Below are 13441 nucleotides of genomic sequence, written 5' to 3'. Positions count from 1 at the left end.
GGCATTATGGAAAAAGATATTCATATCTAAACAAAGTTTTAAAAAAATTTAATAAGGCGGCAGAAAAATAGAGGGAGAATTTGAAATATAGGGAAGGCAAGATAGGAAGAAAATAACTGGAAATTAAAGCGGTAGGGAAGGAATCTAGTGAAAAAGCTTTTTCGAGGGCATTAAAAAAGATGCAAACCGTTTGGTCTGCACCTTTTTTAAGTCCGATGACGGACAACCTAAGGAGTTACGATATGCATAGGATCGAACCGATCTTAAATATATCGGTTATAGACGAGAGTGCCTTTCGAACGCTCTGCAAATCCTCCCTGGTTTCTTGCAATGCCAATGACGAACCTTGAAGTCGCTGTTACGCTTTTCATCGTGAACCAGTCCCTTCTGTTTTGTTATTGGCCTTGCATTATCTGTTTACCACGATGACCTGTCCCAAAACATTTTTCTTAGAAGAAATATTTGGTAATTAAGAACCCTTTTCTATTCAGTTTTATATAAGATGGATAAAATAAAAGGATAGGGGGTGAATGCATTGAATACAAAGAAAGAAATTCGTGAATACATATGGAATTATCTTGAGGAAAATAAGCTTGGACGTTATCCTTTTCCGCTGAAAAATAGAATTCCCAATTTCAAAGGTGCTGAAAAGGCGGCACAATTTGTTTTTAGAATGCCCGAATACAAAGAAGCAAAAGTAATAAAAGTGAATCCTGATAGTCCGCAGCTGCCGATCCGCACACAAGTTTTAAAAGACGGTAAGACCTTGCTGGTGCCGACTCCAAGACTGAGAGCAGGCTTTATTATGGTAAAACCGAAATGGGTTCCTGCCGGCGAAGAACGAAAAGCCGCGAGCCTTAAGCACATACATTCATACGGAAAAGAAGTTCCTCTTACTGAACTTCCTGTGATCGATTTATTTTTTGCAGGATCGGTAGGGCTTCATAGGGATGGAAGGCGAGTTGGGAAGGGCGAGGGGTATGCTGACCGGGAATATGCCATTATCAGGGAGCTTGGAAACCCTCCAATCCCTGTAATTGGAACGGTTAATAGCGCCCAGGTCACAGAGGCAGATATACCAAGAGATCCCTATGATTTGACGGTGGACTGGATTGCAACCGAAAAGGAACTGATTCAAACGAAAACACCTTATCCAAAACCGGATGGTATTCAATGGGAACTTGTGACCGAAGAGGAAATGGAGGAAATGCCAGTATTGCGGGAATTATGGGAGATGACAAAAAGAAGGCAGCAAAATGATCAGGCTGCCTTCTAGGCTTTTACTTCATCCATTTTCTTTATAACATCATCAATCTTTGCGTGATCTTCAGGTGATTCATCAATATGGTTCCACAATATCTTTCCATTTGGAGAGAAAAGCCAGGTTCCGCCTTGAATATAGACATCTTGAGTTTTCATGGATTTCAATACGAATTCCTTTTGCTGTTCATCCTTAGGGATAAATCCGTTAACCTTTCCGGTTATAAAACCAAATGCTGCTTTGGAAAGAAGCTTCCATTTTGGCATCGTTTTATGTCCCATGCCCTTATAAGACTCCCTGGATGGATCGCCGAGGATTGGAAATGGGTAGGGACCAAACTGGTCAAGGAATTGTTTGATGAAAGGTCCTTTAGAAGGAGCGATGGCAATAACCTGAAAGCCTCTGGCCTCCACTTCGTTTATACGCTCGCGCAACTGCGCAAGATAGGCTCTGCAAACTGGTCAGCCAAGGTGGCGGACGAAAACAGCCATGGTATATTGGCCATGGATTGCCTGGTTCAGAGTAATGCTTTGTTCAGGGTTCTGGGTTTCTAGAATGTATTTCATGTATTTACCGCCTTTCAAGAGATACTTTAGATCATACCGAACCTTTATAAAGGAATACAGAAATAATGCTCTGTGCAAAAAGAAAAAAGCAGGATCTGCTCCTGCTTTTCTTAGTCCCTGCTTCCCAGAATCCCGAAAATACGCAGGATATTGATGAACAGGTTGATAAAATCAAGATATAGATTAAGAGCCATTAAAGGCACTTCTTCAGCTGAAACACCATAATGCTTCATGCGGTTGAAATCGAATAGTACATATCCGCTGAATACCAGCACTCCAATGAAAGAGAAGGCCAGCATTCCGGTAGAGCTTAGCGGCCAGAAGATATTAAAAATGGAAATCGCAATAAGTGCAAGCAATGCAGCCATAAGCATACCGCCCAGGAATGATAAATCGCGTTTTGTTGTGGTAGCGTAAACTGCCAGACCTGTAAAAACGACCGTAGTTGTCGCAAGAGCAACCAGGACAGGGTTCGGTCCTATGGCAGCAAGGTAATGGGCCACAATCGGATAGGTTGTCACCCCTGAGATAAACGTGAACACATAAAGGAATGTGTAACCGATCGCTTTTTTGCGGCGAAGCAGAAAGGCGAAAAGCAGCATTCCGACTTCCAGAATAACTAACGGCAGAAACAATGCAGGCGGAACAAACACGCCGGCCATCGTCCCCATAAAAGCAATTCCTAATGATAGTGCAAATGCCCTCAGTACAGATGGCAAGTAGCTATTGCGGTTTGCAGTGTGCTGTACATACATTTTTTCATTTCTCCTCTAACATAATTTTTATATATGTATATACGGAATACCTGCTAAGGAGGTTTCAGGATTTTATTTGTTTTTTAATAAATCCCTGATTTCTGTTAGAAGCTCCACATTTTTATCCACAACTGGTGCAGGCTTGGCTTCTTCTTTCTTTTTGAAGCGGTTTATCATCCTTACAACCATAAAAATCGAGAATGCAATGATCAGGAAATCAACAATATTTTGCAGGAATAAACCGTATTTTACCTCGGCGCTTCCCACTTTGACCATCAGGTTTGTGAAATTCACTCCACCCAATAGCAGCCCAACAAGCGGCATAATAATATCATCTACAAGGGAAGAAACAATTTTTCCGAAAGCTGCTCCGATGATAACTGCAACAGCCAAATCTAAAACATTCCCTTTTAAAGCAAACTTTTTAAATTCATTCCACATATAATCCCTATCACCTTTCTATACAAATTACCGTTATTATACTATGTACAGAAAGGGATAGACTAGATAGGTCAGTACTTAAATGAGAAAACCTCTAACGAAGGAGGACAAATCTTTATATATCTTAGAAATAACTACTTCCAAAACCCAGGTATATGAAGAATCAAAGAAAAAAATAGGAGAGCCGGCATCAAAGAAGCTACTATGTTATCTCTCTTCAAAACCAAGAGTTAAAGCCCTGGTCCTTTCCTAAAATATCCGTTGACAGAAACAAGCTTTTTCTCTATAGTAACTATGACAATTACATTTAGAATATTCCCGTGTCAACGGGAGAGGTTCATAGCTTCACCCTCTATAAAAAACTATGGCTTTGATTATACAATAATCAACCATATCCAAGAGAGGATATGGTTTTTGTTTTTTCAGGCTGTGTTTTGGACCTCTCTTAGATGCCGCGGAATCTATAAAGGGAGGCTTTTTTTATGTCAGGAAGAAAAGATGAGGAGTTAACAGATATTACTTTATTGGGAAATCAGGGCACTAAGTATCTTTTTGAATACTCGCCTGCGATTTTGGAGGCTTTTGATAATAAGCATCCAAACCGCGATTATTTTGTAAAATTTAATTGCCCGGAGTTTACGAGTCTGTGTCCGAAAACGGGTCAGCCGGACTTTGCGACCATATACATCAGCTACATCCCAGATCAAAAAATGGTTGAAAGCAAGTCTTTGAAGTTATATCTATTTAGCTTCAGAAACCATGGCGATTTTCATGAGGATTGTATGAATATCATTATGAACGACTTAATCGAACTGATGGACCCGCGCTACATTGAGGTATGGGGCAAGTTTACGCCAAGAGGCGGGATTTCGATTGACCCTTATTGTAACTATGGCAAGCCGGGCACGAAGTATGAAAAAATGGCGGATTACCGTTTAATGAACCATGATCTTTATCCGGAGACGATCGACAATCGTTAATGAGAGGTGAATATCTTTGCTTTTATATTTAAATGCAGCCTTTGCAGGGCTGCTTATATTATCAAATATCCTGGCTGTTAAATTGTTCAGCATCGGAAGCTGGGCGATCCTGCCCGCTGCTGTAATCGTTTATGTATTTACGTATCCAATTACAGATATTATTGGTGAGGTTTACGGCAAAGAAGCGGCGCGTAAAACAGTATTTGCCGGATTTGTGACTCAGCTGATGGCAGCGATTTTTATTTTCACGGCCATCCACCTTCCTTCCGCACCTTTTTTCGGTGCACAAGCCGAGTTTGAAACGATCCTAAGCGGCAGCTTCAGGGTAACCATTGCCAGCCTAATATCCTACCTGGTAAGCCAAAATCTTGATGTGTTTGTTTTTCACAAGTTGAAAGAAAAGCACGGCAGCAAAAAGCTGTGGATTCGCAACAATCTCTCAACGGCTTCCAGCCAGCTGATTGACACAACGGTTTTTATTCTGATTGCTTTCTTTGGCACAATGCCGCTTGGGGCTTTAATGGGCATGGTGGCTACTCAGTATATCTTTAAATTTATCGTAGCGGTTGCTGATACACCGTTAGTCTATTTATTTGTTAAAATGGCGAAAAAGGAACGTACTGGCGGTGAAGCAAATGCTGCGGCATGAGCTTGCATTAAATTTATTTTTAAAATAGTATCAAAAAAGCAGAGCAATCTGCTTTTTTTGTTGCACAAAAATAATATTAATGGGATTATGTTTAGGGAATATTCTGTATTCTTTTAACCGAATGCAAGAATACCTTCCAATTAATACATACTAAAAGAAAGCACTGAAGGGGGAAAAGATGAAGATAGATAGACATAAAAAAGATCCTCGCTTTAAAATTGCTGAAAAAGAGGCATGGATCGGAATTGCACTCGTTCTTTTTAACTTTATATGGTGGTATGGATTTGCCTATGGAATGGGCTCGGGTCCCGCAGAGGAATATACATACATCTTTGGATTGCCGGCATGGTTTTTCTATAGCTGTGTAGCGGGCTTTCTTATTATGGTGGTGCTGGTAACTGCAGCCGTTAGATTCCTTTTTAAAGAAGTGCCTTTTGAAGATCGGGCGGAAGGGGGAGATTCCGAATGAACTGGGAAGTCGTGGCTCCTCTTCTCATCTTTTTAGTCATTATTTTTCTTATTGGCTTTTGGTCCAGCAGGCAAATGCAATCAGGCAATTCATTTCTTCAGGATTACTTTCTGGGTGGAAGGCAGCTGGGCGGGTTTATCCTGGCAATGACGATGATTGCTACGTACGGAAGTGCCAGCAGTTTTATTGGAGGTCCCGGTGTAGCATATACACAAGGGCTTGGCTGGGTTTTGCTTGCCATGTCACAGGTGGTTACAGGCTACTTCGTTCTTATGGTCCTTGGTAAGAAATTCGCAATCACAGCGAGGAAGTATAATGCGGTCACGCTCATAGATTTCCTGAAAGAAAGATATAACAGCAAATGGGTCGTCTGGCTTTCAGCTCTCAGCATCATTATTTTCCTATTTTCCGCGATGGCGGCTCAATGGGTTGGCGGTGCAAGATTAATTGAGTCATTGACAGGGTTAAGCTATATTTCTGCATTGTTTATTTTTGCAGCTTCTGTAATGGTTTATGTGGTTATTGGAGGTTTCCGTGCTGTAGCGGTGACCGATGCTGTCCAGGGAGCGATTATGTTTATCGGAACCTTGATCCTTCTAATTGCTGTCATTGTGGCAGGGGGAGGAATATCCAATATTATCAGTGACCTCTCGGCAGAAAACCCGAATCTTATTACTCCATATGGTTTTGATGGCGGGCTTACGCCTTTATATGTTTCATCTTTCTGGATTTTGGTGGGAGTTGGCGTTGTTGGTCTTCCGCAGGTTGCAGTGAGAGCCATGTCTTATAAAAATGCAAAAGCCATGCACCGGGCGATTATTATTGGAACCGTGGTGGTTGGCTCTATCATGCTCGGCATGCATTTAATCGGTGTATTTGCCCGTCCGATTCTTCCGGGGATGGAAGTAGGGGACAAAGTCATGCCGATGATTGCAATGGAAGTGCTTCCTGGCTGGCTGGCTGGAATTGTACTGGCTGCTCCGATGGCGGCTATCATGTCAACCGTTGATTCTTTGCTTCTGCTTGTCAGTTCAGCCATAGTAAAAGATGTGTATATCAATTACATAAAGCCTGATGCCAGTGAAAACACAATTAAAAAAATGAGCTTTAGTGTTACAGCTCTCTTGGGCGTCCTGGTGTTTCTAATGGCCCTCAGTCCGCCTGACCTGTTGATTTGGCTGAACCTCTTCTCATTTGGGGGACTTGAAGCAGCCTTCATTTGGCCGGTTGTGCTCGGCCTGTACTGGAGAAAAGGGAATAAGTTCGGAGCAGTAGCCTCCATGCTTACTGGAACAGGCTCCTATATCCTCTTTCATACCTTTTATCCAAATGCGTTAGGCATGAATACAGTCGTTTTGCCTATTGCATTATCCCTGCTAACTTATGTAGCAGTAAGCCTTTTTACCGAAAACCCATCGTCAGCGGCTGCTGAAATGTAAAAAAGCAGGCTCCATTATAACTGGAGCCTGCTTTGCTTTTGAGGCTGGATCCATTGATATACTTGGCCGGAACCCGATTCAATCAAACGTTTGATTGAAGCAGGAGAATTGCCTTAAACAGAGGATATGAAAGGAAATGCTTGTTTTTATAAAAAAATGAGCATATTGGTAGATTTGTAGAAACTATCCCTATTTGTTACACTTAGTAGGTTAAAGGCAAAGTTATTGTAACATTTGACTTTAAATGGAAATGTTTTTAATACATTAGGGAGATTACAATGAAAAATTTTATATATATCATATCGATGGTCATGTTATCGTCTGTAATAGCAGGCTGTTCAAGTGAAACCAATGCTTCCTTAAATACAGAGGATGTTACTTTTAAAAAAGAAGATAAAGTTGAGTCAGAAAATAAATTTCCTGCTGTAAAAACAGAGGGGAAAGAGAAAAAAGATACTGCTTGGCTTAATAATAAGTCTTTATACCAATTTGAAGCTTCTGATGGGAAACTAAAATATACCGTATATCTTTATGCCGAACATGAAAGAGATACAATCCTTGAGGCAGACAGCCAAAAAGGCAAAAAAGGTGATTCCTATTATAGAGGGCATTACTCGGTCTATTTGGCAGAAAAGGAATCTGATGTCGCTTTTAAACAGGATGTTCTTAGTGAGAATGGCGAAATGGTTTTTAACCCTTCGAAGGAACAAGCGTATACATTAAAAATGCGAAACAAGACAATCATTTCAGTTTTTCAGCCGAAAGGTAAGGACGAAGCCAAGGGCCATTTATTGGCAATTAAAGATGGTGAAATAATCGAGATTAATTCTGAGAAGGAAGTAATCACTTCTTCACTGGCTAAAATAAAGAGAGTAAACCAGAAATTTATCCAAACTGCCCAAAGTAAACAAGATAAATTGGTTTTTTCAACATGGCTTTTTAACGAGGAAACCCTTTCCCTGACTCTTCACGATCGTGAAGAGCTAGAGAGCGTGAACAATGCCAGCTGGATGAATCAATGGATAGAAGATGAAGCCTTCTATTACCCATTTAAGAATCTTGAACTTAGCAGTGATGTAATTGAAAAAGCAAAACAAGGAATTCCGCTTGGAAGTCCTTATCCAATTGGCACAAATATAAATGAAATTATGAAATCAGAGCCGGACTTTATAGATAAGGAATCCGAAGATGATAGCCCGTATGTCAGGTACCCGGACATTACCTATTACTACGAACGTGAAACTGGTAATGTAACTGCTATTTCCATCCCTGGTCAGCGGATGAGAACCACGATCGATGAGATAAAGACCCTATTTGGAAATCCAGCTGAAGTAGTAGATGAACCGAATTCAGATGGAACCATTTCGGTGTACACGGCAGATAAGTACTCCATCGAAGTTTTTTCTGATGAAGAGGGACAGGTCAGCAAAATATACTTAACTAAAACAATAAAAAATCATGCGGAATAATTCCGCATGATTTTTTTATTGAAATGATAATCTTGAATTATCCTTAAAAAGCCCAATCGCCTTTTCGGAATACGGGTTCAGCATTGCCGTCTTCGGTGATGCCATCGATATCCATTTCAGCAGAGCCAATCATAAAATCAACATGTGTTAAGCTTTCGTTCAAGCCGTTTTCCGCCAGTTCCTCGCTGGACATTTTCTTTCCGCCTTCAATACAGAATGCATATGCACTGCCGATAGCAAGATGGTTGGATGCATTTTCGTCAAACAAAGTGTTATAGAAAAGCAGGTTTGACTGGGAAATTGGCGAGTTGTAAGGAACAAGGGCTACTTCACCAAGGTAGTGCGAGCCTTCATCCGTTTCAACAAGCTGCTTAAGAATTTCTTCGCCTTCTTCTGCTTTTACATCCACAATGCGTCCATTTTCAAATGTCAGGCTGAAGTTATCGATGATGTTTCCGCCATAGCTTAATGGCTTTGTGCTGGAAACTGTGCCGTTAACACCAGTTTTATAAGGAACGGTAAATACTTCTTCTGTAGGCATGTTTGCCATGAATTCATGTCCCTGTTCATTTACACTGCCTGCTCCAACCCATAAGTGGCCTTTTGGCAGTTCAATTGTAAGGTCAGTTCCGGGAGCTTTGTAGTGAAGCTTCTTATAACGCTTACTGTTCAGATAATCCACTTTTTCATGAAGTGTTTCATCGTGCTTTTTCCAAGCTTCAACGGGATTGTCCAGATCTGTTCGAGTTGCTTTAAAAATAGCATCCCAAAGCATTTCCACTCTGGATTCCGCTGGTGCGTCAGGAAATACCATATTTGCCCATGCTGGAGATGGCGCAGCAATTACAGTCCAGCTGACTTTATCGGATTGAATAAACTTGCGGTATTTCGCAAGCGCCGTTCCTGCAGCCTTTTGGAAGTTGGCAATCCGTTCTGATTTGACGCCTTTCAGCAAATCAGGGCTTGCTGATACGATAGACATAAATGCCGCGCCCTTTTCAGCCAAATCTTCTACTTCTTTTGCACGCCATTCCGGGTACTCTGAAAAAGCCTCATCAGGAGCCAGGTCATACTTTGTGCGTGTAACCGTGTCGTCGCTCCAGTTTACAACAACATTGTGTGCACCTGCTTCATAAGCTTTTTTTACAACCACACGGACAAATTCTGCTGCATCAAGCGTTGTGTTAACAACAAGCGTCTGGCCCTTTTGGACATTCACGCCAACCTTAACAGCCAGCTCAGCGTACTTCTCTAAATTAGTTTGAAAGTTACTCATTATGTATTCTCCTTTGTCAGAATCTTCATTATCAATTGTAGCTTTTCTGTTCAGAAAAAGAAACATATTGAATTTAAAACCATTCCGGAGAACCTGCTTTCTCCATCTCAGGACTGAAATTGGATAATAATAAAGGCTCTATTTAACTTGGGTATTGATCTCCACTCCACTTAACACAGTGCTAAATCCAATTGGCTATAAAAGAGCTAAAATAAAAAAAGGAATCTTATACAGATTCCTTTTCAGGATTAACTGTCCTGCTCCTTTCGGGAAGTGCAAACATCAGCCAATATAAGAATGAACTTAATAAGGCCAGGAAAGCCAGGATGATAAATGTCCAATCATAGCCGATCCAGACCGTTAGCGGAATGGATATAGGAGCAATGGTCTTCCCGATGGTAAATCGGAGGGAGGCTGCAGCAAAATATTGGCCCCTCATCTGCTCAGGGGCAATTTTTGATACAAAGCTCTGCTGCAGGCCAGCGGTCATTAATTCGCCTAGTGTAAAAACAGCCATTGCCAGGATTAATCCCCAAATCCATTGTGTTTGGCCAAACATAATAATGGCCGCAGCATATGTGAGCGAAGATAAGATAAAGACATTTCTTTCCTTGTATTTTAGCATCATTTTCGTTACGGCAACGGTAAATAGAGCTACCAGAAAGCCGTTTTCGGAAAGCAGAATTCCAAAGGCCTGCTCTCCATGGACATGAAAAGACCATTTCCCCCATTTAAAGAGCTGCTGATTTTTAACAAAGTCATTTGCATAGACAGGTATTAATAGATCAAGCTGCATAAAGGTTTGCGCTGCCAGAATCCCAGCAATAATAAACAAAAGAAACGTTTTATCACTGAAAATAATGCCATAATCCTTCACTTGCTTTAATAAAAAGGAATACCACTTGCCTTTTTCGCTCAATACATAAGACTGCTTAGGAGCTGTTTCCCTTGTCCACTTTCCAAGAATAATGGCTAAAAGTATACAGATAAGGCCAGCGGCTATAAGAAGCTGAAAGCGGTAATGAATATAAAAGATAGCTCCCAGGATTGGCCCCACAACAACAGCTATATTAATCGATGTGTAAAAGATAGCAAATACATGGCTACGATCTTTTTCATCCACCACATCTGCTACCATCGCCTGGCTTGCCGGCCAATAAAATGAACTGAAGACACCCACTAGAGCAAAACAGACAAAGCCAAGCACAGGAGAATCCAGCCAGGGAGAACTCGCGAAGGCGAAAACGAAAAAGGATACTCCCTGCCCAAAGGCTGAAAGAACCATCATTTTCTTTCGCCCGAATCGATCGGCACAATAACCTCCCATTAAGTTGGCCAGCACAGAAAAAACCTGCGAAAAAATGAGCAGTAACCCGGCTTTGTCTTTTCCGAATTCATCCGCAAAATATATCGTTAAAAACGGGAAGAACATCCAAAATGTAATATTCATTAGCGCTTCCCCAAATAATCGCACCTTTAAATTCTTATCCCAATCTCTTATTCTCATGCTGTTTCCCCAACTTCGATTATCAGAATAACGCTATCATACTACCAAGTTTGAACAAAATACAAGATGTTTTTAAAAGCTAAACCGCATTGGGTTTGGCCTTTTCACATGGCTCTTTTCTAAAAGATTGTTGTTTTATTATGATTTTGTGATTAAAAAACAAAGAGTGTGGAGAGGTTGATTTCCGCTCCAGGATGCTCACTTTCCGCGGGGCGGGCGGTGAGCCTCCTCGGCGCGCAGCACCTGTGGGGTCTCACCTGTCCCACTCCTCCCGCAGGAGTCTCGCACCTTGCGCTCCAATCAACCAACCTTATTTATTGTTAAAAAAGCAACAATGTTTGCGAAAAAACTCTGTCTGATCGGCGGTGGGTTTCACAGATTAGGTGAGGGAAAGTACATATAGTCCATGAGAGCCGAAGCTAAACAGTTATCGGGGATCAAAATGTAAAACCCCCGGCATCAGCCGGGGGCCAAACTTTAATCTTTATCTTCCATAGCAGCCTTCAGCAAATCACCAAGGCTTGTTCCAAAGGAATCTTCCTTTTGGGTATATTTTTGGACAAGTTTGCGCTCTTCGCGTTTATTAACTGCTTTTTTCTTGTCCTGGGCTTTTTCAACGACGTTGCATGGTCGGCATTGGAAGTATGCACCTGCTTTGCCCTGGTGGATTTCCATTTTTTTGCGGCATTGAGGGCAGCGGCGGTTCGAAAGCTTGGGATCCTTCCTCTTTCGGAAACTGCACTCCAGATTGGAGCAGACCAGTATTTTCCCATCCTTTGTGTTTCTCTCTTTCAGGAAGGACTCACATTCGGGACATTTCGAGCCTGTCAGATTATGGGCTCGATAAGACTTATCGCTCTTTTTAATCTCGGATACCAATGTCCTTGTCTGCTTGCGGATATTCTTCAGGAATTCTTTTGGGTCTGCTTTTCCGCGTGCAATTTTTTCTAAATTCTGTTCCCATTTGGCAGTCAGTTCAGGTGATTTTAAGTCATCATTTACAAGGTCCATGAGCTGCTTGCCCTTCTTGGTTGGATAAAGGCGGCCATTTTGCCGTTCCACTGCTTCCGTCTCCAACAAGCGTTCAATAATTTCTGCTCTTGTTGCAGGGGTACCAAGGCTGTATTTTTCCATTTGGGTCAAAATGTCCGCTTCTGAATAACGGAGCGGCGGTTCGGTCAGCCTGGCGGCAGCTTCTGCTGCTTGAACTGTAAAGGATTGGCCTTTTGAAATATTTTTAAGGCTTTGTTTTACTGTTTCCTCATCTGTATTCCGTTCAACTTTGCGATAACCTAAATCGACAACAGCCGTTTCTCTGGCTGTAAAGGTTTCGCCGCTTACTTCAATAATGGCATGAATGCTTTCATACTTATAAGGATTATGGAAAAGTGTCAGAAATCTGCGCAGAATCAACTCATACAACTTTCGCTCATCTGTGGACAAATCTCCTAGATGGACACGTTCCTCCGTCGGAATGATGGCATGGTGGTCTGTGACTTTTTCATTGTTAAAGACCCGCTTTGCAAGTACCTTTCCCTGATTGGCCAGTATCGGCCGTACTTCATCTTTATAGGAAGCGGCAATGCCATGGAGGCGGTCAATCATTGTTGCTTCCATATCCTTGGTCAAATAACGGGAATCTGTTCTCGGATATGTGACAAGCTTATGCTGTTCATAAAGCTTCTGCAGCACATTTGATGTTTTCTTGGCCGAAAAGCCAAAACGTTTATTGGCATCACGCTGCAGCTCGGTCAAATCATAAGGAAGCGGCGGCGGCTCCGTTTTTTCCTTCCGGTTTATGGAGTGGATAACGGCTTTTTGCCCTTCTGTTTTAGAGACGATTTTATCAGCTGTTTCTTTTGAAAAAACGCGTTTTTCACTGTTTTTTTCCCAATCAGCCTGAAGAGGCCCTACCTGGGCACGAATGGTCCAGTACTCTTTAGGAACAAATTTTTGAATGGTTTTTTCCCTTTCCATAATAAGAGCCAGAGTCGGTGTCTGCACCCTTCCTGCAGAAAGAGGATCCTTATATTTGGTTGTCAGGGCTCTTGTTACATTTAAGCCAATGAGCCAATCGGCTTCTGCCCTGCAGACTGCGGATTCATATAGATCATCAAATTGCTTCCCCGGCTTCAGGTTTTTAAAGCCATCCCGGATAGCGCGATCTGTAACAGAGGAGATCCATAGACGTTTGATTGGTTTGCGCCAGCGGATTTTTTCCAGTATCCAGCGAGCGACAAGCTCACCTTCCCGGCCTGCATCCGTTGCAATAATGACCTCATTGATATCCTTTCGTTTTGCCAGGTTTTCAATCGCTTTATACTGGTGGCTTGTCTGCTTCATCACCTTTAGCCCCATTTGCTCTGGGATGATAGGCAGGTCCTCCAGCTTCCATGTTTTATATTTGCTGTCATAGTGTTCGGGCATCTTTAATTCGATTAAATGTCCCAGAGCCCAAGTAACGACAAATTTGTCGCCTTCTATATAGCTTTTATGTGATTGCCGGCAGCCCAGCACCCTTGCAAGTTCACGTGCAACACTGGGCTTTTCTGCAAGAACAAGTGATTTCATCGTAACTCCTTTCGATTACGGCAAGACCGCAATCTTTTTCTATCCTTACTCAGTATAG

11 protein-coding genes, 1 pseudogene and 1 riboswitch are annotated in these 13441 nt (G+C 41.9%); of the genes and pseudogenes, 6 read left to right on the top strand and 6 right to left on the bottom strand.

From position 1 onward, the window contains the following. The first annotated feature begins 535 nt into the window (after positions 1-535). On the top strand, positions 536-1276 hold the full coding sequence (locus AC3ZVC_RS00735) for a 5-formyltetrahydrofolate cyclo-ligase (RefSeq protein WP_490065830.1): 741 nt from the start codon (positions 536-538) through the stop codon (positions 1274-1276). Here the strand turns inward: AC3ZVC_RS00735 and AC3ZVC_RS00730 are convergent. The 3 genes and pseudogenes from AC3ZVC_RS00730 to mscL form a co-directional block, all read right to left on the bottom strand. Beyond that, positions 1273-1710 (bottom strand): annotated as a pseudogene (locus AC3ZVC_RS00730) (peroxiredoxin-like family protein); the annotation flags it as partial. The gene AC3ZVC_RS00735 and the pseudogene AC3ZVC_RS00730 overlap by 4 nt on opposite strands. 227 nt (positions 1711-1937) lie before the next feature. Next, complete coding sequence (locus AC3ZVC_RS00725; protein ID WP_490065829.1) at positions 1938-2582, bottom strand: Bax inhibitor-1/YccA family protein; 645 nt, start codon at positions 2580-2582, stop codon at positions 1938-1940. A gap of 72 nt (positions 2583-2654) precedes the next feature. After that, the gene (gene mscL / locus AC3ZVC_RS00720; protein WP_490065828.1) at positions 2655-3023 is read right to left on the bottom strand and encodes a large conductance mechanosensitive channel protein MscL; all 369 of its coding nucleotides are present in this window, start codon (positions 3021-3023) and stop codon (positions 2655-2657) included. Positions 3024-3349: 326 nt separating this feature from the next. After that, a riboswitch (PreQ1 riboswitch) is annotated at positions 3350-3395 on the top strand. A gap of 110 nt (positions 3396-3505) precedes the next feature. Here mscL and queF point away from each other — a divergent pair. From queF to AC3ZVC_RS00695, 5 genes are all read left to right on the top strand, one after another. Then, complete coding sequence (gene queF, locus AC3ZVC_RS00715) at positions 3506-4003, top strand: preQ(1) synthase (RefSeq protein ID WP_214725653.1); 498 nt, start codon at positions 3506-3508, stop codon at positions 4001-4003. Positions 4004-4019: 16 nt separating this feature from the next. Continuing rightward, entirely contained in the window at positions 4020-4652 is a 633-nt protein-coding gene (locus AC3ZVC_RS00710; RefSeq protein ID WP_490065826.1) for a queuosine precursor transporter, read from the top strand. Positions 4653-4830: 178 nt separating this feature from the next. Beyond that, on the top strand, positions 4831-5121 hold the full coding sequence (locus tag AC3ZVC_RS00705) for a YhdT family protein (protein ID WP_214725655.1): 291 nt from the start codon (positions 4831-4833) through the stop codon (positions 5119-5121). Then, on the top strand, positions 5118-6560 hold the full coding sequence (gene panF, locus AC3ZVC_RS00700) for a sodium/pantothenate symporter (RefSeq protein WP_490065825.1): 1443 nt from the start codon (positions 5118-5120) through the stop codon (positions 6558-6560). Before AC3ZVC_RS00705 ends, panF begins: the two co-directional genes overlap by 4 nt. A 278-nt stretch (positions 6561-6838) precedes the next feature. Further along, the gene (locus AC3ZVC_RS00695; protein ID WP_490065824.1) at positions 6839-8029 is read left to right on the top strand and encodes a hypothetical protein; all 1191 of its coding nucleotides are present in this window, start codon (positions 6839-6841) and stop codon (positions 8027-8029) included. 43 nt (positions 8030-8072) lie between these two features. On the opposite strand, the gene AC3ZVC_RS00690 is transcribed toward AC3ZVC_RS00695, so the two are convergent. The 3 genes from AC3ZVC_RS00690 to AC3ZVC_RS00680 form a co-directional block, all read right to left on the bottom strand. After that, positions 8073-9305: an aminopeptidase gene (locus AC3ZVC_RS00690; protein ID WP_490065823.1), complete on the bottom strand. Its 1233-nt coding sequence runs from the start codon at positions 9303-9305 to the stop codon at positions 8073-8075. A 226-nt stretch (positions 9306-9531) separates the two neighbouring features. Beyond that, positions 9532-10812 (bottom strand): MDR family MFS transporter, encoded by a 1281-nt coding sequence (locus AC3ZVC_RS00685; protein WP_490065822.1) that lies wholly within the window; start codon positions 10810-10812, stop codon positions 9532-9534. A gap of 477 nt (positions 10813-11289) precedes the next feature. Then, entirely contained in the window at positions 11290-13383 is a 2094-nt protein-coding gene (locus AC3ZVC_RS00680) for a DNA topoisomerase III (protein ID WP_490065821.1), read from the bottom strand. Between the last annotated feature and the right edge of the window lie 58 nt (positions 13384-13441).

This window comes from Cytobacillus sp. C11.1 (genome assembly GCF_058145115.1).
The sequence above is the reverse complement of the archived record's forward strand: the minus strand, read 5'-3'. Positions and strand labels throughout refer to the sequence as shown.

Excerpts from the sequence above, each read along its gene's own strand:
- AC3ZVC_RS00690 (WP_490065823.1), bottom strand. The coding sequence starts at position 9,305 with ATGAGTAACTTTCAAACTAATTTAGAGAAGTACGCTGAGCTGGCTGTT.
- queF (WP_214725653.1), top strand. The coding sequence starts at position 3,506 with ATGTCAGGAAGAAAAGATGAGGAGTTAACAGATATTACTTTATTGGGA.
- panF (WP_490065825.1), top strand. The coding sequence starts at position 5,118 with ATGAACTGGGAAGTCGTGGCTCCTCTTCTCATCTTTTTAGTCATTATT.
- AC3ZVC_RS00695 (WP_490065824.1), top strand. The coding sequence starts at position 6,839 with ATGAAAAATTTTATATATATCATATCGATGGTCATGTTATCGTCTGTA.
- AC3ZVC_RS00685 (WP_490065822.1), bottom strand. The coding sequence starts at position 10,812 with ATGAGAATAAGAGATTGGGATAAGAATTTAAAGGTGCGATTATTTGGG.
- mscL (WP_490065828.1), bottom strand. The coding sequence starts at position 3,023 with ATGTGGAATGAATTTAAAAAGTTTGCTTTAAAAGGGAATGTTTTAGAT.
- AC3ZVC_RS00680 (WP_490065821.1), bottom strand. The coding sequence starts at position 13,383 with ATGAAATCACTTGTTCTTGCAGAAAAGCCCAGTGTTGCACGTGAACTT.
- AC3ZVC_RS00705 (WP_214725655.1), top strand. The coding sequence starts at position 4,831 with ATGAAGATAGATAGACATAAAAAAGATCCTCGCTTTAAAATTGCTGAA.
- AC3ZVC_RS00725 (WP_490065829.1), bottom strand. The coding sequence starts at position 2,582 with ATGTATGTACAGCACACTGCAAACCGCAATAGCTACTTGCCATCTGTA.